The following is a 23,741-nucleotide window of genomic DNA, read 5'->3' on the forward strand; positions in this document are numbered from 1 at the left end:
AGGGGTTCCACGCGTACCCATCCCGAACACGACCGTTAAGCCCTCCAGCGCCGATGGTACTTGGACCGCAGGGTCCTGGGAGAGTAGGACGTTGCCAGGCTGGATCTGGAAGACACCTTTTCGAGGGTGTCTTTTTTGCTGTGACTGCTGATCTCTGTGCCGCATTGGGGAGTCGATGCTCGGTTGTTTAGAACATAGGCGGCCATTTGGGCGGAAATGTAGCGACGATAATCGATTCCTTAGAACATTGGCGATCGCATGAGCGGTTTTGGGAGGACGTTACTCGATTTCTTAGAACATAGGCGGCCATTTGAGCGGAAATGTGGCGACGATACTCGATTCTTTAGAACATAGGCGGTCGTTTGAGCGGTTTTGGGAGGACGTTACTCGATTTCTTAGAACATTGCCGACCGTGCCAGGCTGGACCTGCAAGAGAAGCGCCCTTAACCGGGTGCTTTTTGCTTTCCAATGGCGGTTGAATGAAGAAGGAGCGACTGAAGGTCGCCGCGCTGCCTCGCGTTGTACCGTTACTTCCACTGCTGATCGTCTCCGTTGCGTGCATCGGTTACTTCCACTGCCTCGCGTTGTACCGTTACTTCGCAACTGAATGTCTCCGTTGTGTGCACCGGTTACTTCCACTACCTCACGTTGTACCGTTACTTCCAATGCTGATCGTCTCCGTAGCGTGCATTGATTACTTCCACTGCCTCGCACTGTACCGCTACTCCCACTGCTGATCGTCTCAGTTGCTGGCATCGTTTTGTCGCAAGCCCGCCCTTTTTTGCCGGAGGCCCCGCGCTTGCCCATCCCCTCTGGCCGAGGAAACATACGATAACCATGTATACGTTGAAGACCTCTGCGAACGGTGGTGAACCCATTCCGATGAACATTGCGTTCGACATGTTTTTCGCCAAGACGGAGGCGATGAAGAGAGGGATCGGCCGCTATTCGCAAAACATGATCGAAGCGATCTTGAAGCAGGAGACGAGCGATTCTTTCTATTATTTCTATCCCGACGTGAGCAAGGGCGCGGACTACCTGAAGGACCAACTCCAGCAATTTCTGTACCGCAATCGGATCGACCTGTATCATATGACGAGCCCGTTCAACTTGTTCCATCTGCCGGCGAATCTGTTCCAGGCCTACAGCGATACGATGTTGAACAAAGCCTGGTTCGGCTACACCCGAGTGGCCGCCACGCTGTACGACGTCATCCCCCTCGTGCTGGAGCATCAGTACATGAACGATTTTGTCAGGCCGATCTATATGAAGGTCATCGAGATGATCCGGTCGTGCGACATCATCTACGCCATCTCGGAGACGACGAAGACCGATGCCGTCAGGTTGACCGGAATGGACCCCGCCAAGATCAGCGTCGTCATGGGCGGCTACGATCCGAAGTTCAAGCCGCTGCCGACGGGAGCGGTACCCGCGGCGCCGCTCCGTTACGGCATCGTGAAACCTTATGTGCTCTGCACGGGCGGAGACGATCCTCGCAAGAACCTGGCAAGACTCATCGAGGCTTTCGTGAGCGCGAATCGGTTGCTGGCCAACGGCTATCAGCTGGTCATCGTCTACAATTCCTCGGAGGACGAGAAAAGGGCGATGCTCGAACAGGCACGTCTGCTCGGAGACGGGGGTTCGCTTGTCGTGACGGGTTACGTGCCGGACGAAGATCTGGTGGAGCTGTACGGAGGCGCCGCTTTGTTCGCTTTCCCCTCGCTCTATGAAGGATTCGGGCTGCCGATCGTGGAGGCGATGGCCTGCGGGACGCCCGTGCTGACCTCCAACAACTCTTCGCTGGCGGAGATCGGAGGAGAGGCCGTGTATCAGGTCGATCCGGCCAGCCGCGAGAGCATCGCCAACGGCATCGTCCATATGCTGGGCAACCCCCAGTTGGCGCGGGAGCTGGCGGTCAAAGGACTGGAGCAGGCGCGTCGCTACAACTGGGAATCGGTCGCGCTTAAAGTGACGGAGGGGTACGAGAAGGTTTACCGGCGCAGAATCGCCGTTTTCGCTCCGCGGCATTCCTTTTATCCCGGGGCTTACGGCGCTCTTTTTCACACGGTCCCCTATTTGACGAACCGCGGCGAGATCGACGTGTTCGTGGAAGAGCTGCTGGACGATTCGGCCGAGGAAGAGCGGACGGAGGAGAGCCCGATCGCGGTGTATCTCCACACCGAGTTCGACAGCCGCAAGACGAAATACGATTATGTCATCTACGAGATCGGCAACGAGGAACGGCATTCGTTCGTCGTACCTTATCTGGCCGCCATGGAGACCATTCCGGGCATCGTCGTCCTGAACGGGAATCATCTGCACGAGCTGATTTGGAGGCGTACGGTCGAGCGCAACGATCTTCACGCTTATTATCGGGCACTGGACAAAGAATTCGGACCGGCCGCCGCTCCGCTATGGATGGACGCCGTGCTCGGAGGAACGGCGCTTCGTTCCGCCGTTCCCGTGGATCGCTGTTACCTCGAGCATGCGAAATCGATCATCGTCTATGGCAGCCGGACGAAAGATCGGCTGCTGCACCGGCAATATCGCAACGTGATCGAAGTACCCGCCCCCGCGATGGCGTCCGCAGCCGGAAATCCGGGAGGCCGAGCGCCGTTCCGCTTCGCCACCGTGTCCGCCGATCGCAGCCGTCCTCCTTACCGGCTTATTCTCCGCTGCCTGCGCAAGCTGATCGACGAAGGCTGCTCCTCTATCGTCTATACGATTCTGTCCGGGGGCAAGAACCCGTCCTTCGAAGAGCTAGGAGAATGGGTAGCCGGGCTGGGGCTGGAGACGTACGTTCGTCTCAAGGTAGAGCCTCAGCGCGCGCAAATCCGGCGGGAGCTGGCCAAAGCGCACGCTGCAATCGCACTAAGCGATCCGCAGGCGGACCCTTCTCCCGACGCCGCTCTCGAGCTGATCGCTTCAGGCATCCCGACGATTCTGTACGACGGCGATCTCTGCCGTCTCGTTCCCGACGATTCGGCGGTGAAAATCCAGCCGGATGACGAGGAGGAGTCTGCCCTGCTGCAGGCGATGTCCAGGCTGTATCGCAACAAGGAGGAGAGGGAGTCGCTGTCCGCCCGCGGGCTCGAATATATGGGAGAGAGCCATTCGCTGTCCGGCTTCTCGGAGGCGCTGCAGGAGGCGGTCGAGCGGAGCAGCTCCTTCGGCGAAAATCCGACGGTGCTATGGCGGATTCAAGAAAGTCCGGGAGGCGTTCCGCAAATCCGAAACACGTAACGAAGGAGGGCGCGCGATGCTTCAATCGCAATTGTGCCGGGAAACGGATTTTACGCAGCCGTGGTTTATCCAAGCTTGCGTCAAGCTGAACGAGGCGATGAGATATCACCGCAAGCTATGGGAGTGGTGTTACATCTATGAGGCGCTTCGCCAGCGGGGCAAGCTGATGCCGTTCCGGCGCGGGCTGGGCTTCGGCGTGGGCAAGGAGCCGCTTGCCGCCGCGTTCGCCTCGCAGGGAGTCGAGATCGTGGCGACGGATCTGGACGTGGAGCGCGCCAAGGCGCAGGGCTGGGTCGATACGAACCAGCACGCCGTCGGCCTGGCCGATTTGAACGAGCGGGGACTATGCGATCCTCATCAGTTCCAACAGCTGGTCACTCACGAGAGCGCGGATATGAACAATATTAATCCCGGCTATACCGGGCAATTCGATTTTACCTGGTCCTCCTGCAGCTTCGAGCATCTCGGTTCGATCGAGCACGGCAAACGGTTTATCGTCAACCAGATGAAATGCCTTCGCCCCGGAGGAATTGCCGTCCATACGACCGAGTATAATCTGACCTCCAACGTCGATACGCTGGAAGCGCCGGTGCTCGTCATTTTCCGCAATCAAGATATCGAGGCGATGGTCGCGGAACTCAGAAGCGAAGGCTACCGGATTACGGTGGATTATACGGCGGGGGCAGGTCCGTTCGAATCCTACGTCGATCTTCCGCCGTACAACAATCCGGTACACCTCCGGCTTCAGCTCGGCCAGTACGTATCGACTTCGATCGGTTTAATTATCGAGAAGCTGTGAAAAAACGAGGCGCGTCCCTTCGGATGCAAGCGAGAAACCAATTCCCGCTTATTCTCCGGAAGCGAACGCGCCTCGTTTTTTTGGTGGCGATTCAGCGAGCGGGTCTAAAGTCCGCTATCCCTCTGCCTCCAACCGCAATTAATGGCGCACCATGATCAGATCCCAGTGAAGATGGCCTTTGTGAGCGGCCAGCTCGTCTATCGTAACGGGCTTCATGCCCGATCTGTCCATCGCCACGTTAAAGATCGCGAAACGCCGGTCGTAAAATCTCTGCATGATCGGACGAGGATCGTGGCCTCCCCACAGCAGAGGCAGGTACTCCATGAAGATCACCATTCGGCCGCTCGCGTCAATCACCTCGAACAGACTGTCCATAATATACGGCTCTCCGCCGTCGATGTCGATCTTGATGACGTCCACCTTCGTATGAGGGACGATCAGTTCTTTCAGGATGGCTTTGCGCACCTTCGTTTTCGTCGGCGGAATAAGCGGAGCCAGAGCCGGATAGACGATGCTTGAGCCGCCGTCTCCTTTCGTCTCGATCACTTCCTCGCCGTTCTTATCCGAGACCATCACGCGGTGAAGCAGCACGTGGGCGTATCCGTTGACGGACGCGCTCTTGATCAGGTTTTTATGATGGAACGGATTCGGCTCGAACGCGTGAACGTAGCCCGTCGGACCGACCTGCTGGGCGGCCAGCAGCGTAAAGTAGCCGCTGTGGGAGCCGATGTCCAGCACGATCATGCCCGGTCTGACGACGGACAGAAACGTTCCCGTCAGCCAGCCTTCCCATTCCCCGGTAAGATAGATCGCCATGCAGACGGGATCGCGCAAATCGAGGAACATGGCGGGACCGGCATTCAAATTGGTCAATATCGTGTGATCACCTACGTAGACGTGAGGTCGGGTCAGATCGAACAATTCGATTCCTCCTAGATTCGTTTACGCCTCGTTCAGGACGAGACAAGGCACCCGCACGCGGCAGTTCGCGGCATTATGCTGATACAGGCGAATTTCCGACTGGTGCTCTTCCCGCTTGATTTCGATCGGAGCCGACAGCCGTTCGCTGCGGACGATTTTACGGCTCCACAACCGGCGGCGCCCCCGATTCGAGGTCACCTCCAAAGTAAACTCCCCGGGGCCTTCGATCTCGAACGAAGCCTCAAGGACGTAGCTTTTGGGAGCCAGCGTCAACGACGGACCGTAGAAAACGTAGCCGGGCCGAGCGGCGGGAAAGTAGCCGTCCTTGTCGAACCCCGCGGGCCGGACAAAAGGGGCGAAGTAGACGCTGGATACGGTCGGCGCGGGCTCGAAGGTCAGCGGCTCGTGGGGGCGCGGTTCGGTCATAACGTCGGGACCGGTTTTCCGCATGCGGATGACGGCGATGCCGTTGGCGAACATGAACGGGCTGTCGAAGCGTTTATCCGCCAGCTCCTCCTTGCCGCATTGAATCCAGCACTGCTTCGGATTGTTCAGATGCATATCCATATCGAGCTTGCGAAAGTAGGAAACGTCCAGCGCTTCGGCAGGAACGCCGTAACTGTCGGTCAACAGCCGGAGGTACTCGTCGCTGAACTGGATGAGCCACCCCATGTCCATCAATTTGCCGAAGGGCACGGTAACGAGTGCGGAGCCGCCCGGCTTCAGCAAATTATACAGATGGCGAAGGGCGAGCAGCGGGGCTTCGCGGTCGCCCGATTTTTGCTCTCCGTACGCATGCTGGCCGATATGCTCCACGGTGGACAGGCAAAGAATCAGGGCGTGCTTCTCCCGGTAATCCATCAGGTCCTCGTTCAGGACGCCGGGAGCCTCCTCGAATTTGTCGAGGACGATCCGGTTTGTCAGCTCGGGGTGCGGATCGAGCAGCGGCAAGTAGTTGGCGAAGACGTTGCCGATCTCCAGGTACGGCTCGCGAAGCCCCGCCTCCATCCGGCGAAGAAAGCGAATGGCGATCGGGATCTCTATCGTGCGCTCCGAGCAGTTGCCGTAAGGCAGCCGGTTGTAGGGAAGAGGCTCGAGGTCGCACAAGAAGTAGTTGAACAGCTCCAGGCCGGCAATTCCCATAGGGCGAGCTCCTTCCTTTAACGGGATAGATAATTCACACCAGTAATGAAGTATATGCGGCGAACGTTAATGTGCATGGACAAATGTCGGTGCGGGACGCGTTAATGGCCAGGATGCGAAGCAACGCCGCCTGTGCGTTCATATACTGACGAAAAACGGGAGTGGCGAAGAAGGAGAGGCGATGCTCGTTGACCTGTACGGGAGTCTACTGGGTCGGCCCGGTTTACGATATGGGCGGCTACGGGAACGTATCGCGCAACTATTTGCGGGCGCTGGAGGCGGCGGAAATCCCCGTCTACATCGCGCCGACGATGGCCAGCCGGCACAAGACGGAAATCGGAGAAGAGACGGTGAAATGGCTGGAGAGCTTGTCCACGGACGAGATCGGCGACCGTCCCGTCTGCATCCAGCACGGAGTGCCGCCCCATTTTCAAATGCATCGTCCCGCGGTAAAGGTCGCGAGAACGATCGGCGTCACCTTGTTCGAGACCGATCGCGTTCCCGGGGATTGGCCGCACCTGTGCAATCAACTGGACGAGGTTTGGGTGCCCTCCAAGTTCAATTTCGAGACGTTCTCGCGAAGCGGCGTCGATCCGGGCAAGCTGCGCGTCGTTCCCTATCCGATCGACGTAACGCGCTTTTATCCGGGCAGACCCTATAACCGTATCGTGTTTACTCCGCCGCTGAGAAATTTCTCGTTTTTGTACGTGTTCGGTTTTGATTTTCGCAAAGGCGTCGATCTGCTGATCTATTCGTTCTGCCGGGAGTTCGACCGGACGGAGGACGTGTCGCTCGTGCTGAAGGTGTACGTCCACAGCGGCTACAAGCCGGAGGACGTCATGGCGGTCATTCGTTCCTACGTACCCGCGGACCGGCTGTTCTCGCAAATCTTCGTCATCGTGGAGCCGTTCGGGGAGCAGGAGCTTATCGATCTGTATTCGAGCTGCGACGCCTACGTGTCCGTGGACCGGGCCGGATGGGGAATGCCCGCGATGGAAATGATGGCGCTCGGCAAACCGGCGATTGGCCTGAACTGGGGAGGATACACGGAGTTCATGAACGGAGTCAACAGCGTGCTGATCGAGCCGGAGAAGGAACTGGTGCCGGTCGACGCCAAGCTGCAGACGGAGCGTCCGGAATATTACTTCAGCCATATGTGGGCCGATATTCGGCCGGACCGGGTAGGCGGGGCGATGCGGGAGCTGTTCGAGGATCGTTCCAAGCGGGAGAGAATCAGCAGAAAAGCGGCGTTCGACGTGCATTTCGAGTATTCCCCCTCCGTGATCGGGGGCAAAATCAGGCAGCTGCTCGGCATGAATTGAAGCCTCCCCGAACGTATCGGCGGAACAGGGCGGAAGGACCATTTTGCGCGCGGTAGTTAATCGTCCATGCCATCCGGGCGGGCCGTCCATACAATAAACCGTGCATTTGCAGCGGTCGATCCGCCGAGATCGGAATCCGTTGATACCAGCGAAGGGGATCTGACACATGAAAATCGTCATAATGGCAGGCGGGAAGGGCAGCCGCCTGTGGCCGAGAAGCGTGGAGGATCGGCCCAAGCAGTTTCTCGCGTTAACCTCGGAGGAGACGATGCTCCAGCTCACTTATCGCCGCCTGGCCCGAATCGTGCCTCCGCAGCAAATCTACGTCGTCACCGCGGAGTTGTATCGGGCGCTCGTTCTGGAGCAATTGCCGGAGCTGGACGACGCCAGGCTGATTCTGGAGCCCGTGCAGCGGGATACGGGGCCCTGCGCGGCGCTGTCGGCGCTGCACTTCCTTCGGCTGGACGACGACGAGACGCTCGTCATGATGCCGTCCGATCAGCATATCCCGAATATTCTGGCGCTGTACGAAGCGTTCTGCAAGGCGGAGACGATCGCCGAAGCTTCCAGCGCGATCGTGACGCTGGGCATCGTTCCAGTGCGTCCCGAGACGAACTACGGCTACATTCTGACCTCCGGGGACAAGAGGCCGGAGGGGGCGCGCCGGGTCGTCTCGTTTATCGAGAAGCCGGATCGGGAGACGGCGCTCCAATTGGTCGCGAAGCCCGACGTGTTCTGGAACAGCGGCATTATCGTCTGGCGGCCGTCCACGATCGCCGAAGCGATGGAGAAGCACCAGCCGGCCCTGTGGGGCGCGCTGACGGAGGCCGGACGGAATCTTGAACGGGTGTATGCGAGCCTGCCGAAAATATCGGTCGATTACGCCGTTCTGGAGAAGGCGGACAATTTGTTCACGCTGCCTTTCCGCTACGAGTGGGAGGACATGGGGAGCTGGGCGTCGCTGGAGAGAATCCGCGAGGAGGACGCCGATTCAAACGGCAATATTTTGCACGGGGCCGTTCATGCGTTCGAATCGAGCCGCAATATTATTTTTTCCGAAGGCCGTAAGACGATCGTCATCGGAGCCGAGGAGCTCATTATCGTCTCTACGGCGGAGGGCGTGTTAATCTGCCACAAGTCGATGGAGCAGAAGCTGAAATCGATCGTTCAGCACGTGGAAAAACAGGGAGGAGGCGTCGGTTGATGAAAGCGCTCGTGACCGGCATTTCGGGTTTCGTGGGAAGTCATATGGCGGAGTTCCTGCTGCGGCAGGGCGTGGAAGTCGTCGGAACGATTCGCAACCGAAGCCGCATGGATCATATCTCGCACTTGCGCCAAGAGATCCGTCTCGCGGAATGCGAGCTGCGCGATCCGTTCTCGGTCGAGACGCTGATCGGCCGGGAGAGGCCGGACCTCATTTTCCATCTCGCGGCGCAGAGCTTCGTGCCGACGTCGTGGAATTCGCCGATCGATACGATCCACAACAACGTCGCCGGACAGGTCAATCTGTTCGAAGCCGTCCGCCGGTTCGAATTGCCGGCGAAAATCCAGATCGCCTGCTCGAGCGAAGAATACGGCCAGGTGGAGCCGGAGGAGACGCCGATCCGCGAGACGAATCCGCTGCGCCCGTTAAGTCCGTACGCGATCAGCAAGGTTGCCCAGGATTACTTGGGCTACCAGTATCATCGAAGCTACGGCCTCCACGTCGTGCGGACCATCACCTTTAACCATACCGGACCGCGCCGGGGAGAGAACTTCGTCACGTCCAACTTCGCCAAGCAGATTGTCGATATCGAGAAGGGTCGGAAAGCGCCGGTTATCCACGTCGGCAATCTGGAGGCGAAGCGGGATTTCACCGACGTCCGCGACGTCGTTCGCGGCTACTGGCTGGCTTTGGAGAAGGGGCAGCCGGGAGAAAACTATAATATCGCCTCGGGAACCTGCTGCACGATCGCAGAGATGCTGAACACGCTGCTCAGCTTCAGCAACGTCAGCATCGAGGTACAGACCGATCCGAGCCGGCTGCGTCCTTCTGACGTGCAGATTCTGCTCGGCGATTACCGCAAGTTTCAGGAAGCGACGGGATGGAAGCCGGAGATTCCGTTCCAGCGGACGATGGAGGATCTCCTTCAATATTGGCGTTCGCAGCCTTGAAGGGAGAGCCGGCCGAATGGATAATCTATGCACGATAATCTCCAAAAACTATATTGCGATGGCCCGTACGCTCGCGCAGTCGTTCCTCGAGCACCATCCGACGGGCAAGGTGTACGTCCTGCTGGCGGACGAAGACGAAGGGCAGATCCAAGCCAGCGAACCGTCGTTCGAATGGGTGCGCTTGCCGGAGATCGGCTTGCCGTCATCCCCCGACATGAGATTTCAGTACGATATTACGGAGTTCAATACGGCGGTCAAACCGTTTTTTCTGGAATATTTGCTTGTTCGGCGCGGACTGGAATCGATCGTCTATCTGGACCCGGACACTCTCGTCACGCAGCGGATGGACGATCTGTACCGCCGGCTGCCGCGGTATTCGATCGTGCTGACCCCGCATATTCTCACCCCTCTCCCGCCCGATCTGCAGAAGCCGGGAGAGGCGGAGCTGCTGCAAGCCGGGGTTTACAATCTGGGCTTTATCGCTTTGTCCCGCAAGGATGAGGCGCTGCGCATGCTGGACTGGTGGAAGGCCAGATTAACGAGAGAGTGCGTGATGGACCCGGCCCGGGGTTATCATGTCGACCAGAAATGGATCGACTTCGTTCCCGCCCTGTTCGAAGGCGTTCGGATTTGGAAGGACCCCGCCTACAATGCCGCCTATTGGAACTTGCACGAACGCCCGATCGTCCACCGCAACGGCATGTACGAAATCGGCGGGAAGCCGGTCGTTTTCTACCACTTCAGCGGTTTGTCCGCCGATCTCGTCCGCATCTCCAAGCATCAGACGCGTCACCAATGGACGGACTTCCCGGACCTGTACGGGCTGTTCCAGGGATACGTCTCCCGCCTGATCGCGAACGGTTACGCCGCGTCCGCGGGCTGGCGCTACGCTTACAATTACTTCGACAACGGCGTCGTCGTGCCGCCCGTCGTTCGCAAGCTGTACCGGAAGCTCGGAGCGCCCGCGCATTTCGGCAATCCGTTCCAGACGCTGACTCCGAACGGTTTCTATCGCTGGTTGTTTACCGCGGCAACCTCCAGCGCCCCGCTGCCGAACCTGCTGAGGGAAATCTACGAGACCCGGGTCGACCTGCAGCGGCTGTTTCCGGAACCCCAGGGGGCAAGCCGCCACAGCCTGATGGCCTGGGCCAGACAATTCGTCCCGATCGAGTACGGCGTCGATCCGGTCGTCTGGCATCCGGTCATCGATTCGATGATCTACGCTTAGGAGGGACAGGGGGATGGCGATATGTCCGGCGTTAACCTGATCGGCTATGCGAGGTACGAGATGGGAATCGGAGAGTCGTGCCGGCTGGCGGCCGGAGCGCTGAGCGAGGCGGGGATTCCGTTCGGCATTCTGAACTTCTCGGGCGGCAACTTTTCGCGCGACCGGGATCTGTCCTGGAGGTCGGCCGAGATCGAAGAGCCGCTCTATCCGGTCAACCTGTTCCACATCAATGCCGATCAGATGCCGGTCGCCTATGCGGAGCTCGGAGACGATTGGTTCGGGGGTAGGCACAACATCGGATATTGGCACTGGGAGCTTCCGGAATTCCCGGACGAATACGCCGAAGGCTTTCGTCATCTGGACGAGGTGTGGGTGCCTTCGGCTTTCGTCCGGGACAGCGTGGCGAAGAAATCGCCCGTTCCCGTCTCCGTCGTCCCGCACGGCATCCGCGTGGAGGTGCCCGAAGGGACGGACCGGACGGCGTTCGGCTTGCCGCGGCGCAGGTTTCTGTTCCTGTGCATGTACGATACGTACAGCTATTCCTCCCGCAAAAATCCGTCCGCCGTGCTGAAGGCTTACCGCCTGGCCGTCGAGCGATACGGCATGCAGGCCGGATTGGTCATCAAAATGAACAATCCGCAGCAGGCGGAATCCGACAATCTGCGGCAGGAGGCGGAGGGGCTGCCGAACGTGCGGATCATCGACCGGGTGCTCAGCCGTTCCGAAGCCAACGCTCTGCTTGCGTGCGCGGATTGTTATGTGGCGCTGCATCGCTCCGAAGGCTTCGGACTGCCTCTGGCCGAAGCGATGTATCTGGGCAAGCCGGTCATCGGCACGCATTGGTCCGGCAACGTCGACTTCATGGACGAGACGAATTCCGGCGCGGTCCGCTGCTCGCTGATCCGGGTCGGCAGCCATTACGGTCCGTACAAAGCGCATCAGCTATGGGCGGAGCCCGATCTGGAACATGCCGTGCACCTGATGTGGAAGGCGGTATACGACGAAGAGTGGCGGCGGCGGATCGCGGCCAACGGTCAGAGAACCATTCGGACGTTCTTCTCCCCGGAGACGGTCGGTCGAACGATCCTCGGCCGGCTGCGTCAAGGAAATTTCGCTTCGAGCTGATCCGATTCGGGGGAATAACGAGGGTCAGATCTCCGACTCCTCCCCCCGATCGGAATTCTTTTTTTAGTTGGTCGATTTTCCTTCTCGAGGGGGCTTCGGCATGTTGCATTTTAAAGGAAACGGCGTATAATAGAGATATAGTCAAAGAAAGTCAAAGTCAGAACCGTGCCGAAAGGAGGCCTGACGTGCGTAATATATCCGATCTTATCGAACACTATCTGAAGCAAAGCCTGGAGAGCAACCAGGGGCGCGCGATCGAAATTCAGCGAAGCGAGCTCGCCGACAAATTCTCCTGCGTGCCGTCGCAGATCAACTATGTGATCAGCACGCGCTTTACGCTGGAGAAGGGCTACTACGTGGAAAGCAAACGTGGAGGAGGCGGGTACATTCGCATCCAACGCGTCGATCTTCCTTCGCTGGAGGCGGTTCAGCGCCATATTCGCCAGACGGTCGGGGACAGAATCGACCAGACGACGGCGGAAGGGTTGATCTACCAGCTGGAGGAAGCCCGTTTTCTGACCGAACGGGAAGCTTATTTGCTGAAAGCGGCCGTCTCGCGCGACACGCTGGCGCTGAAGCTTCCGATCCGCGACGAGATCCGGGCGAAGCTGCTCAAGGCGATGCTGATCGCCTTGCTTGCGAAATGACGAGAGGAGGCTGAGAGCTATGCAATGCCAGGAATGCGGCAAACGGCCGGCTACGCTTCATTTTACGAAATTCGTCAACGGAGAGAAAACCGAGCTGCACATTTGCGAGACGTGCGCCAGGGAGAAGGGGGAGCTGCTTCCGGGAACCGCGGGCGGATTTTCCATCCATAATCTGCTCTCCGGACTGATGGATTTCGAATCCCGCAGCCAGACGGCCAAGCCGCCGGTAGTGAAATGCGACACCTGCGGGATGACCTATGCGCAGTTCGCCAAAGTCGGCCGGTTCGGCTGCAGCGACTGCTACAAGCATTTCGCCGAGCGGCTGGACCCGCTGCTGAAGCGGGTGCACGGCAATACGGTCCATGTCGGCAAGGTGCCGAAGCGGGCCGGCGGCCACTTGAAGACGAAGCGCGAAATCGAGCAGCTGAAGAAGGAAATGCAGGGCAGGATCGAGCGCGAGGACTTCGAGACCGCGGCTCAGCTGCGGGACCGGATTCGCGAGCTCGAGAGCGAAATGAGCGGCTGAAAGGCAGGGATGAACGATGGCGAAAAGAAAATTCACGAAGCAGGCGCTTAGTCAGTGGATGAAGGGCAGCGGCCCCGAGTCGGAGGTCGTGATCAGCAGCCGCGTACGAATCGCCCGCAACTTGCGCAACCGGCCTTTCCCGCTTATGGCGAGTTCGGAGCAGGCGCAGGCGGTCGCGGACCAGCTGCTCGCCGTGGCGGAGAACGGCCGTCTGAACGGGCTCGGCAAGATCGAGCAGGTCCGGCTGTCGGAGCTGACCGAGCTGGAGAAGCTCGTGCTGGTCGAGAAGCATCTGATCAGCCCGAATCTGGCGAACGAATCCCGGGCGGGAGCGCTGATTCTGAGTCCGAACGAAGAGATTAGTGTAATGATTAACGAAGAGGACCATCTTCGCATTCAATGTTTATGCTCGGGGTTTCAGGTGAACGAGGCCTGGGATTCGGCCAGCAAGATCGACGATATTTTCGAAGAGCAGGTCGATTACGCCTTCGACGAGAAGTACGGATACTTAACGAGCTGTCCGACGAACGTCGGCACGGGAATTCGCGTCTCGGTCATGATGCACCTTCCCGCGCTGGTCATGACGGGGCAGATCAACCGGATTTTGTCGGCGGTAACCCAGGTCGGGCTGGCCGTCAGAGGCATCTACGGAGAAGGCAGCGAAGCGACGGGCAACCTGTTCCAGGTGTCCAACCAGGTGACGCTCGGGCAGTCGGAGCAGGAGATCATCGACAACCTGTTCCAGGTGGCGCGCCAGATCATCGAGCACGAGAAGTCGGCGCGGGCGAAGCTGCTGGGCGAATCGAGACTGCGCGTCGAGGACCGCGTTCGCCGATCGTACGGCATCCTGACGCAGGCGCTGATCATGGATTCGAAGGAAGCGGCGCAGCGGCTGTCCGACATTCGGCTCGGCTCCCATCTGGGCTTGCTGCCGGAGGTCGATCCGCAGGCGCTGAACGAATTGCTCGTCTCCACGCAGCCCGGTTTTCTCCAGTTGACGTACGGGGAAGCGATGAGCCCGGAGGATCGGGACAAATCGCGGGCGGAATTCATCCGTTCCCGACTGGCAACTCTTTCATAAATGTTTTATTCTAAATTTATTGGAGGTGTTTCTTATGATGTTTGGCAGATTTACGGAACGTGCGCAGAAGGTATTGGCCCTGGCCCAGGAAGAAGCGGTGCGGCTGGGACACAATAATATCGGTACGGAGCATATTCTTCTCGGCTTGATCCGGGAAGGGGAGAGCATCGCCGCCAAGGCGCTGATCGCTCTCGGACTGGGACTCGAGAAAATCCAGGACGAGGTCGAATCGCTGATCGGCCGCGGACAGGAGCAGCCGACCAACATCGCTTATACTCCCCGCGCCAAGAAGGTGATCGAATTGTCGATGGACGAGGCTCGCAAGCTGGGCCACACTTACGTCGGCACGGAGCATATTTTGCTCGGCCTCATTCGCGAGGGCGAAGGCGTCGCGGCCCGGGTGCTGAACAACCTGGGCATCAGCCTGAACAAGGCGCGCCAGCAGGTGCTGCAGCTGCTGGGCAGCAACGAGAGCGCGTCGCAGAACCACGGTCCGTCCGCCAACGTCAGCACGCCGACGCTGGACGGCCTGGCCCGCGACCTGACCGCCAGCGCGCGGGAAGGACACATCGATCCGGTCATCGGTCGGCAGAAGGAGATCGAGCGCGTGATCCAGGTGCTCTCCCGCCGGACGAAGAACAATCCGGTACTCATCGGAGAGCCTGGCGTCGGGAAGACGGCGATCGCCGAAGGGCTGGCCCAACGCATCGTCAACAACGAGATTCCCGAGACGCTGCGCGATAAGCGCGTCATGACGCTGGACATGGGCTCGGTCGTCGCCGGCACGAAGTATCGCGGCGAGTTCGAGGACCGTCTGAAGAAAATCATGGACGAAATCCGTCAAGCCGGCAACGTCATCCTGTTCATCGACGAGCTGCACACGCTCATCGGCGCGGGCGGCGCGGAAGGCGCGATCGACGCCTCGAACATTTTGAAGCCGGCGCTGGCGCGCGGCGAGCTGCAGTGCATCGGCGCGACGACGCTGGACGAATATCGCAAATATATCGAGAAGGACGCGGCTCTGGAGCGGCGGTTCCAGCCGATTACGGTGGATCAGCCGACGCCGGAGGAAGCGGTGCAAATTTTGCTCGGCCTGCGCGATCGCTACGAGGCGCATCACCGGGTGAAAATTACCGACGAGGCGATCGACGCGGCGGTGAAGCTGTCCGACCGCTACATTCCGGACCGGTTCCTGCCGGACAAAGCGATCGACCTGATCGACGAGGCGGGGTCGAAGGTTCGGCTCAATTCCTACACGGTACCGCCTAACCTGAAGCAGCTCGAAACGCGTCTCGAAGATATCCGCAAGGAGAAGGACGCCGCCGTTCAGAGCCAGGAATTCGAGAAAGCGGCCGCTCTGCGCGACACCGAGCAGAAAATCCGCGAGGAGCTCGACTTCACGAAGAACCAGTGGAAGGAAAAGCAAGGCCGCACCGATTCCGAGGTCACGCCCGAGGATATCGCGCAAGTGGTGGCCAGCTGGACCGGCATTCCGGTCAGCAAGCTCGCGGAGGAAGAGACGGAGCGCCTGCTGAAGATGGAAAGCATCCTGCACGATCGCGTCATCGGCCAGGAGGAAGCCGTCAAGTCGGTATCCCGCGCCATTCGCCGCGCCCGCGCCGGTCTCAAGGATCCGAAGCGCCCGATGGGCTCCTTCATCTTCCTCGGACCTACGGGCGTCGGCAAGACGGAGCTGGCCCGCGCGATCGCGGAAGCGATGTTCGGCGACGAGAACGCGGTCATCCGCATCGACATGTCGGAGTATATGGAGAAGCACTCCACTTCCCGTCTGGTCGGAGCGCCTCCGGGATACGTCGGCTACGACGAGGGCGGCCAGCTCACCGAGAAGGTGCGCCGCAAGCCGTACTCGGTTGTGCTGCTCGACGAGATCGAGAAGGCTCACCCGGAAGTGTTCAACATCCTGCTGCAAGTGCTTGAGGACGGCCGTCTGACCGACTCCAAGGGCCGTTCGGTCGACTTCCGCAACACGCTGATCATCATGACGTCCAACGTCGGCGCGGAGCAGATCAAGAAAAACTCCACGCTCGGCTTCACGGCCGCGCAGGATGCGGGACGCGACTATCAGAACATGAAGGAGAAGGTGCTCTCGGAGCTGAAGAAGTCGTTCCGTCCGGAGTTCCTGAACCGGATCGACGAGTCGATCGTGTTCCACCCGCTGAACGAGGAGCACATCGCGCAGATCGTAACGCTGATGGCCGACGATCTTCGCAAGCGCCTCGTCGAGCACGACGTCAGCTTCGAGCTGACCGAATCGGCCAAGGCGTTCCTGGCGAAGGAAGGCTACGATCCGCAGTACGGCGCGCGTCCGCTGCGCAGGGCGATCCAGAAGCATATCGAGGATCGGCTGTCGGAGGATCTGCTGCTCGGCAAAATCTCCAAAGGCCACGCTCTCGTCATCGACGAGGAAGACGGCGGCCTGGTCGTCAAGCAGAAGGGCGAGATCGAGCTGTCCAAGGCTTAAGACGATTTGCCGGCTTGCGCGAATCAAACGCATGAAAAAGAAAACCGTTCCGTAAGGCTTAACGGCCTGCGGAACGGTTTTTTTCGGGCAAGGGGATGGCCGGCCCGCCCGCTCAAGTTTCGTTTCCGGTCGAATGGGCGCCCATCGTCCTCGTGCGGTAATCGCTCGGATGGAAGCCGGTCGCTTCTTTGAACACGCGGCTGAAATGCTTCCAATCGCTGTACCCGACCTGCACGGCGATGTCGTACACCTTGGCCCGGGGGTCCGTCAGCCGCTTCTTGGCTTCCTCGACGCGCACGTTTGTCAAATATTCCAGAAAGGTCGTATTCGTCTGCGCGCGGAAGAGTCGGCTGAGATGGCTCGGGCTGACGTAGACCGCGGCGGCTACCTCTCCGATGTTGAGCGGCTCCGAGAACCGTGCCTGGATGACCGATTTGGCCAAGGCCACAATTCCGTATTCGGAATGCTCCGGGATGACGGAGCCGAGCCACTCGTTCATTTCAAGCATGAACAGCTGCGCGAATTGCTCTTCCGTCCTTGCCCAGACAAGCTTTTCAGTCAGCGTAGCTGCCCGCTGGAACAGCGGCAGGCTATCGGCGGGATAGCATTGGGCCAGATGGGCGTACAGAAATTGCAGAAGCTCCTCCGCCGCGAGCATTCGGGAGTCCGGCGCGCCGTCGAGGACGCGCGCGAGCTCGCGTTTCAGCTCCGTCAGTATGGCGCCGGAGTCCGCCAGCTCGATCGCCGTCTGCAGCTCCGATCTCGACGACTTGGCGATCGGCCCGTCAGGCGGCGCGAACCGATGGAGGCCGCCGCCCATTCCCAGACGGTAAAGCAGCGCGACACAGGCTTCCTTGCGCGGCTCGGAGAACGGAACGCTTCGTTCGCGGCCGGAGGAAAGGCCGAAGCTGATGCCGAGCCGGATGCTGCGCGACCAGAATTCGCCGATCGACGAGGCGAGCTTCTCCAGCTTGCCGATCGCTTCTTCGGCCGTGGCCGCGCCCGATGCGATCAGCAGATTGCAGGGGTCAAGCGACGAGCCGGGGGATATGAAATAGATATCCTCCAGCGCTTCCGCGGCTTCGTGGATCACTTGACGATACATCCATAGGATCATTTCGTCGTCGCCAAGCTGGCTGCGCCGATCTGCGCTGCCCTCGTCCAGATCACAGGCCATCACCGCCTTGAACGGGAACGGAAGCGACTCGAACCGCTCGATATCGACGAAGCGGCTGGTCTTGCGGTCTCTGGTCTGGCGTTCTCCGAGCCGTTCGAACAATTGCAGAAGATCGGCCGGCTTCACCGGCTTGAATAAGTAGTCCTCGGCCTTCAGCCGTATCGCCTGCTGTAAGTAAGCGCGATCGTTGTAGCCCGTCAGGATGACGACCGGGATATCGGGATGGCGATGTCGGATCGTGCCCGTCAGGGAGAGGCCGTCTATGCCCGGCATATGGATATCCGTGATGACGAGATCCACCGGGGTCGAAGACAGAAGATTCAAAGCCTCCGAAGCGTTCAACGCGCAGTGAACCCGGTCGATGCCGGGGACCGGAAGCTCCTCCAATTGGGCGGCAAGGCCGCGAAGTATCGTTTCCTCGTCGTCGACAATCAGCACGTTCATTTCAGCATCCCTCCGGTCGTTTCGTAATGGTCCGCTCTAAGCAAGCGGAAGCTTCAGGGTGACGATTGTTCCGTTGCCTTCCTCGCTGCGAATGAACATCTCGCCTTGGTCTTTATAAATCAGCCGCAAACGGCGGTGGACGTTCAGCAGGCCGATGCTGCCTTGCTGGTCGGAGTCCAGCTCCAGTGCGCTCCAGATGGCGTTTAGCCTGTCCGGAGGAATGCCTTTGCCTTCGTCGATGACCGAGATCGACAGATGCTCTTCCGTTTTTTTGATCCGGATTGTCAGCGAGATCAGCCCCGTCTCGTCTCCGCCGTAGCGGATGGCGTTTTCCACGAGCGGCTGGAACAGAAGGCCCGGCAGCTCGATTGGCAGCGCCCGCTCGTCGATGTCGTACAGGATCTGCAACTGCTCCCCGAAACGAAGCTTCTGCATCTGCAGGTAGTTTTTCATAAAAGCCATCTCTACCTCCAGCGAGACCATCTCCTGGTTCCGGACGGCGTGATAGCGAAACAGATCGGCCAGCGCGATAATTCCCTCTTCGGCGGATCGGGTTCGGCCGCTCTTGATGAGATAGCGCAGCGTTTCCAGAGAATTGTTCAGAAAATGCGGATTGATCTGACTTTGCAACGAGCGGATTTCCGCCTCCTGCCGCAAAATTTTGGACTGGTATACCTCGTTAATGAGCACATGGATGCGCCCGGCCATCTTGCTGATAGCTCCCCAGACGTGCCCGACCTCGTCGGAGGTGACCCGGGGGAACGGCATCTGGAAATCGTTGCGTTCAAGATCCCGCAAGCCGAGAACGAGCAGCCTCAGCCTGCGCGTCATGCTGTAGGCGAGCCAGATCGCGGCCACCACCGCGACGCTGGCTCCGGCCACGACGCCGGCCAGCGTCCACCATTTGACCTTGGCGATCCCCTGGGTCAGATACTCGGCGGGGATAACCGCGACGACCTTCCAACCGGTCTGGCCGGACCGGGTATGCGTCACGAGGTGGCGCGAATTGTCCAAGGTCGTAAAGCTGGACCGCCGCGGCCTGGACAGCTCCCGGTCGTCCAGACCGAAATCGGCGTTCCAGTCCTCGCCGGCGCGGCGGGTGCCCTTCGCATACATAATCCGGTCGTTCTGGTCCAGCACGAAAATGCGGCTGTCCGGTCCGAAGTTCACGTCCAGAAGCATTGTATTGATAATTTCCAGAGAGCCCTCCACTTCCAGGAAGCCCTGCGGCTCCTGGCCGCCCGGACGGCGCAGCGGCTGAATGATTTTGAACACGTACGGGGCGTCCAGATCGTCCCGAAGCTGCTCCGTGCCGTAAATCAGGGGCGCGGGGCTCCTCTCGTCCAGATCGGCGAACCAGATTTCCTTCTTGTAATTGCGATGGGGGAGCCATACGCCGCCGGCGCCTTGACGATAGTAAAAAGCCCCCGAGTTTTTCGTATACAGCGTAATCCCCCGCACGTACGCCCTCTGCTCCGCGTTTAATTGGCGGATCGCTTCGTGGAGACGGATAACGGTGCGCAGCGACGGCCATTGCTCCTCCGAGTCGGCCTGCTCGAGTGCGTCGAGAAGAGTGGCGTTGTTCGGCTTGCTCAGCGCCGCCTTGGTCACGTACAGCAGCTCGTTCTGATAGGTGTCCAGATGCCGGCTCGTCTGGCCGAGCAGCTGCGGAATATAGTCCCGGGTCTGCGACTCGAGCGAGCGGCTGTAATACGAATAGGAGAGATAGCCGACCGCGGAGATGGCGATCGAAATCAGCAGCGAGTAGACGACGATCAGCTTGGTGGCGATGGGCCAATTGTCGATGGCCCACGTCGGGTTGCTTCGGTTCAAGTTGGCTCCTCCCCTGCCGTTCAGGCGCGCCGGAACGTTCATAATCAGTTAACCATGAAGCGCGGTTGCGCGCAATTTGCCGGCGGACGAATGATCGGAATCACCCCCCAAGCGCAAGGAATGTCCTATTTCAAACGGTCTCTCTTTTTTCTAAGCTTAATCTAAGCCGTTTCGGGAAAGGAGACGATCGCATGCTTTGGACACGGATTTGGAAACACCGCCTGCTGTACTTGCTGTTTATACCCGCGGTCGTTTATTTCGTCGGCTTCCGCTATTATCCGATGGTCCTTCAGGCGGTGCTGGCGTTTAAGCAGTACAGTCTGATGGGCGGAATATGGGGAAGTCCGTGGACGGGGCTGGACAACTTCAAGCACATTCTCGCCCACAACGATTTTTACAGGGTGCTCCGCAATACGGTGGAGATCAGTCTGCTGAGACTGGCATTCGGATTTTTTCCACCTATTATATTGGCCATTCTGCTATTCGATCTTGCGTCGTCCAAATTTCGCAAGATCAGCCAGACCGTGCTGTACATCCCGCATTTTTTCTCCTGGGTGATCATGTACGCCATCGCTTACGCGATGTTCGCGAATACGGGATTCGTCAATCAGGTGCTGGAAGCGATAACGGGCCGGACGTTCGCGTTCCTGACCTCGGAGAATTGGTTTCGTCCGATTCTGGTCGGGACGGGCGTGTGGAAGGAGCTGGGGTGGGGGACGATCATTTACTTGGCGGGGCTGACCGCTCTCGATCCGGCGCTGTTCGAGGCCGCCAAAATCGACGGGGCCGGACCGCTCAAACGGATCTGGCACATTACGCTGCCCGGTCTGAGCTCGATTATCGTCTTTCTGTTCACGATTCAGATCGGCTCGATCCTGTATGCGGGCGGCGAGCAGGTTCTGCTGTTCTACAATCCGGCGACCTATTCCGTCGGCGACATCATCGATACCTGGGTGTACCGGCAAGGGATCGCGCAGCTGCAGATTAGCTTGGCGACCGCCATGTCGCTGTTCCAGTCGCTGTTCGGCCTGGCGCTTGTGCTGCTGGCGAACAAGGCGGCGCGCAAATATGCCGGCACCGGCATCTGGTAGGAAGGGGAGAAGCCTATGCGAAACCGGGGCGAACGAGGGTATCAAATGTTGTCTTATGCCGTTATCGGCGTGTTGTCCGCAGCTTCGCTGTATCCGATTTTATACGTCATTTCCATGTCGCTCGTCAACGAGCAGGAGTGGATTCAGCGCAACGGCTTTATTTTCTTCCCGTATCGGCCGACGCTGCTTGCCTACGAAAGACTGTTCAGCGGCTCCGTCTTTACCGATGCCTTGAAGGTCAGCGTCATGCGGACGATTGTGGGCACTGCGTTCACGTTGACAATGACCGCAGTCGCGGCTTACGTCGTTTCGCGCAAGCACTTGGTCGGACGAAAGGTGTTCCTGTTTCTCGTGCTCGTAACGGTGTTGTTCAACAGCGGAATGATTCCGGCCTACCTGGTGATGAAGGACCTTCATTTGCTGGATACGTTCTGGGCGCTGATCGTGCCCGCGCTGATCGATAGCTGGAGCCTGCTGGTGCTCAAGCAATTTTTCGAGGGCATCCCCAAGGAGGTCGAGGAATCGGCCGAAATCGACGGGGCCGGAGACTGGACGCTGATGTCCAAGGTCATCCTGCCGATGAGCAAGCCGGCGCTCGCCGCTATCGGGCTGTTCGTCGCCGTGGCGCATTGGAACAGCTGGTTCGACGCTTTCCTGTATATCAACAATCCAGACTGGATGCCGCTGCAGTTGGTCATGCGCAACATGTTCGCCAACGCGAACATCGGCTCCAATTTTAACCCGACATCGGTGCTTAATCCCGCGCAGCGGGTATCTACCGAGTCGCTGAAAATGGCGGTCGCCGTCATCGGGACCGTACCGATCCTGCTGGTTTATCCGTTCCTGCAGAAACATTTCACCAAAGGGATGTATCTGGGCGCGGTGAAAGGATAAAATCAGAAATACGAAGATGGGGGTATGAAAATGGCAAGAAAAACGGCAAGCGTTGTTTTGGCTCTGCTGCTGGCGGGAACGACTCTGCTGACGGCTTGCGGAGGCAACGAGGAAGGGAAGGCCGGCCCAAGCTCAAGCCCGATTGCTTCGGGCAGCGGCTCTCCGGCTCCCGGCGGCGAAGCTTCCCAGGACAGCGGGGAGAAGCTGACAATCTCGATGATCGAGAACGGCTGGGTGAATACGCCCACGGACGACAACGATCCATGGAGAAAGTGGATGAACGAGACGTACAACGTCGACTTCAAGCTGTCCGCCTACCCCGAATCGGATTTGGAAAGCAAGCTGATGGTGCAATTCGCTTCGAACGATCCGCCGGATATCATCGCCGTCTGGAACGTCAATCTGGTGAAGAAGCTGTACCAGCAAGGCGTGCTGCTGGACGATTGGACGCCTTATCTGGATAAGGTGCCGACGCTGGCGTCGTCCTTCAGTCCGCAATCGAAGGCATTCGTGAACGAAGGCGGGAGCATGATCGGTCTGCCGATGCTGCCGGCTCCGAACACGTTCGCCTTCAAAGTTCGGCAGGACTGGCTGGACAACTTGAACCTGCAAAAGCCGACCACGCCGGAAGAACTGCTGGAGGTGCTGCGCAAATTCACGCATGACGACCCGGACCGCAACGGGGAAAACGATACTTGGGGCATCAGCTCGGCGGGCGCGGGGGTTAACCTGGGAGAGCTGGCCAATCTGGAGTTCATGTACGGCAAACGGGAGTTTTTCGTGAACGGGGACAAAGCGGACCACTCGATCGTGAACGGGACGCATAAGAAAATGCTCGATTTCGTCAAAACGATCGTGGACGAAAAGCTGGTCGATCCCGACTGGTACACGCAGGGCTGGGAGCAGCGCAAGCCCAAGCTGTTTTCCGGCAAGGTAGGCATCACCTTCTATCCGGGCGTTCTGATCAACGAGCTGGAAGGCGGCACGGGCAACACCGGCGCCACAATCGACTGGTTCGAGAACCTGCAGATGCCGAAGGGCGGACCGGAAGGCGGCAACCTGCCGCCCGGAGCGGTCGCCGGAACGATCGTCACGATTTCCAAGAAGGCGGCCGAGGACCCGGCGAAGCTGCAACGCATTCTGAAAATTATCGAATCCTCCACGTATCCGAACGACGGGTATTGGGCTCTCCGCTGGGGAGTGGGCGTTAACGGACAGGAGGTCGTCGAGCTGGAGGACGGCGGCAAGTTCGTCAGTCTGAAGGACGAGCTGTACCGTCAAGACAACAAAGGGGCTTACGACTGGGGCACCTGGGTCGCTACCGGACAGGACGGCGTAGTGGAGAGCATGAACGAGCAGCCGGGAGACTCCGACATCAAGCAGATGCGTCTGGACCTGGAAGCGATGAAAATGCCGGCTAACCCGAACGATATGTCGGTGCTGTCTCTCGATGCGCAGCTCAAGTCCGATCTGGAAACGATGCAGAACGAGTTCGACATCAAGTACATCCTGGGCGGCACGAGCGATTACGACGGCTTCGTTCAGCAATGGCTGGCATCCGGCGGACAGCAGCTGCTCGACCAGGCGACGGAGCAGTTCAAGCAGGCGGGCCTGATTCAATAATTTACCGC

At 59.2% G+C, this 23,741-nt stretch carries 18 protein-coding genes and 1 rRNA gene; 15 read left to right on the forward strand and 4 right to left on the reverse strand.

Features of this window, described 5'->3' with window-relative positions:
- The 3 genes from rrf to ACFFT4_RS17485 form a co-directional block, all read left to right on the forward strand.
- A 5S ribosomal RNA gene (gene rrf / locus ACFFT4_RS17475) occupies nt 1-100 on the forward strand; the annotation flags it as partial.
- 782 nt (nt 101-882) lie between these two features.
- Nucleotides 883-3,243 (forward strand): glycosyltransferase, encoded by a 2,361-nt coding sequence (locus tag ACFFT4_RS17480; RefSeq protein WP_378049792.1) that lies wholly within the window; start codon nt 883-885, stop codon nt 3,241-3,243.
- 16 nt (nt 3,244-3,259) lie between these two features.
- Entirely contained in the window at nt 3,260-4,042 is a 783-nt protein-coding gene (locus ACFFT4_RS17485) for a class I SAM-dependent methyltransferase (RefSeq protein ID WP_378049794.1), read from the forward strand.
- 138 nt (nt 4,043-4,180) lie between these two features.
- On the opposite strand, the gene ACFFT4_RS17490 is transcribed toward ACFFT4_RS17485, so the two are convergent.
- Together ACFFT4_RS17490 and ACFFT4_RS17495 are read right to left on the reverse strand one after the other, a co-directional pair.
- Entirely contained in the window at nt 4,181-4,963 is a 783-nt protein-coding gene (locus ACFFT4_RS17490) for an FkbM family methyltransferase (protein ID WP_378049796.1), read from the reverse strand.
- Nucleotides 4,964-4,984: 21 nt separating this feature from the next.
- Nucleotides 4,985-6,106 carry a class I SAM-dependent methyltransferase gene (locus ACFFT4_RS17495; protein WP_378049798.1) on the reverse strand — a complete coding sequence of 374 codons (1,122 nt, stop codon included), beginning with the start codon at nt 6,104-6,106 and terminating at the stop codon, nt 4,985-4,987.
- 188 nt (nt 6,107-6,294) lie between these two features.
- Between ACFFT4_RS17495 and ACFFT4_RS17500 the strand changes: the two genes are divergently transcribed.
- The 9 genes from ACFFT4_RS17500 to ACFFT4_RS17540 all read left to right on the forward strand — a co-directional run bounded on the left by ACFFT4_RS17500 (nt 6,295) and on the right by ACFFT4_RS17540 (nt 16,671).
- Nucleotides 6,295-7,428 carry a glycosyltransferase gene (locus ACFFT4_RS17500; RefSeq protein ID WP_378049800.1) on the forward strand — a complete coding sequence of 378 codons (1,134 nt, stop codon included), beginning with the start codon at nt 6,295-6,297 and terminating at the stop codon, nt 7,426-7,428.
- Between the two features lie 166 nt (nt 7,429-7,594).
- Nucleotides 7,595-8,632 carry a mannose-1-phosphate guanylyltransferase gene (locus ACFFT4_RS17505; protein WP_378049802.1) on the forward strand — a complete coding sequence of 346 codons (1,038 nt, stop codon included), beginning with the start codon at nt 7,595-7,597 and terminating at the stop codon, nt 8,630-8,632.
- Nucleotides 8,632-9,582 (forward strand): GDP-mannose 4,6-dehydratase, encoded by a 951-nt coding sequence (locus ACFFT4_RS17510; protein WP_378049804.1) that lies wholly within the window; start codon nt 8,632-8,634, stop codon nt 9,580-9,582. The genes ACFFT4_RS17505 and ACFFT4_RS17510 overlap by 1 nt, the downstream gene beginning before the upstream one ends.
- A gap of 16 nt (nt 9,583-9,598) precedes the next feature.
- The gene (locus ACFFT4_RS17515) at nt 9,599-10,810 is read left to right on the forward strand and encodes a hypothetical protein (protein ID WP_378049805.1); all 1,212 of its coding nucleotides are present in this window, start codon (nt 9,599-9,601) and stop codon (nt 10,808-10,810) included.
- Nucleotides 10,811-10,831: 21 nt separating this feature from the next.
- The gene (locus ACFFT4_RS17520; RefSeq protein WP_378049807.1) at nt 10,832-11,935 is read left to right on the forward strand and encodes a glycosyltransferase family 4 protein; all 1,104 of its coding nucleotides are present in this window, start codon (nt 10,832-10,834) and stop codon (nt 11,933-11,935) included.
- A gap of 185 nt (nt 11,936-12,120) precedes the next feature.
- A complete protein-coding gene (locus ACFFT4_RS17525; RefSeq protein WP_378049809.1) occupies nt 12,121-12,582 on the forward strand; it encodes a CtsR family transcriptional regulator in 462 nt (153 codons plus the stop codon).
- A gap of 19 nt (nt 12,583-12,601) precedes the next feature.
- Nucleotides 12,602-13,108: a protein-arginine kinase activator protein McsA gene (gene mcsA, locus ACFFT4_RS17530; protein WP_378049811.1), complete on the forward strand. Its 507-nt coding sequence runs from the start codon at nt 12,602-12,604 to the stop codon at nt 13,106-13,108.
- Nucleotides 13,109-13,124: 16 nt separating this feature from the next.
- Nucleotides 13,125-14,189, forward strand: coding sequence for a protein arginine kinase (gene mcsB, locus ACFFT4_RS17535; RefSeq protein ID WP_378049812.1), 1,065 nt, complete (start codon nt 13,125-13,127; stop codon nt 14,187-14,189).
- Between the two features lie 34 nt (nt 14,190-14,223).
- Complete coding sequence (locus ACFFT4_RS17540; protein ID WP_378049814.1) at nt 14,224-16,671, forward strand: ATP-dependent Clp protease ATP-binding subunit; 2,448 nt, start codon at nt 14,224-14,226, stop codon at nt 16,669-16,671.
- A 112-nt stretch (nt 16,672-16,783) separates the two neighbouring features.
- Here ACFFT4_RS17540 and ACFFT4_RS17545 read toward each other — a convergent pair whose 3' ends face one another.
- Both ACFFT4_RS17545 and ACFFT4_RS17550 read right to left on the reverse strand, forming a co-directional pair.
- Nucleotides 16,784-18,292 (reverse strand): response regulator, encoded by a 1,509-nt coding sequence (locus tag ACFFT4_RS17545; RefSeq protein WP_378049816.1) that lies wholly within the window; start codon nt 18,290-18,292, stop codon nt 16,784-16,786.
- A 36-nt stretch (nt 18,293-18,328) separates the two neighbouring features.
- Complete coding sequence (locus ACFFT4_RS17550) at nt 18,329-20,125, reverse strand: cache domain-containing sensor histidine kinase (protein ID WP_378049818.1); 1,797 nt, start codon at nt 20,123-20,125, stop codon at nt 18,329-18,331.
- Between the two features lie 191 nt (nt 20,126-20,316).
- Here ACFFT4_RS17550 and ACFFT4_RS17555 point away from each other — a divergent pair, with 191 nt between their 5' ends.
- The 3 genes from ACFFT4_RS17555 to ACFFT4_RS17565 are packed head-to-tail and all read left to right on the forward strand — an operon-like array spanning nt 20,317 to nt 23,733.
- Nucleotides 20,317-21,216: an ABC transporter permease gene (locus tag ACFFT4_RS17555; RefSeq protein WP_378049820.1), complete on the forward strand. Its 900-nt coding sequence runs from the start codon at nt 20,317-20,319 to the stop codon at nt 21,214-21,216.
- A 45-nt stretch (nt 21,217-21,261) separates the two neighbouring features.
- Nucleotides 21,262-22,110, forward strand: coding sequence for a carbohydrate ABC transporter permease (locus ACFFT4_RS17560; RefSeq protein ID WP_378049822.1), 849 nt, complete (start codon nt 21,262-21,264; stop codon nt 22,108-22,110).
- 30 nt (nt 22,111-22,140) lie between these two features.
- Complete coding sequence (locus ACFFT4_RS17565) at nt 22,141-23,733, forward strand: extracellular solute-binding protein (RefSeq protein ID WP_378049824.1); 1,593 nt, start codon at nt 22,141-22,143, stop codon at nt 23,731-23,733.
- Nucleotides 23,734-23,741 lie beyond the last annotated feature (8 nt).

The organism is Cohnella cellulosilytica (assembly GCF_042431195.1).
In the GTDB taxonomy this organism is placed as follows: Bacteria; Bacillota; Bacilli; order Paenibacillales; family Paenibacillaceae; genus Cohnella; species Cohnella cellulosilytica.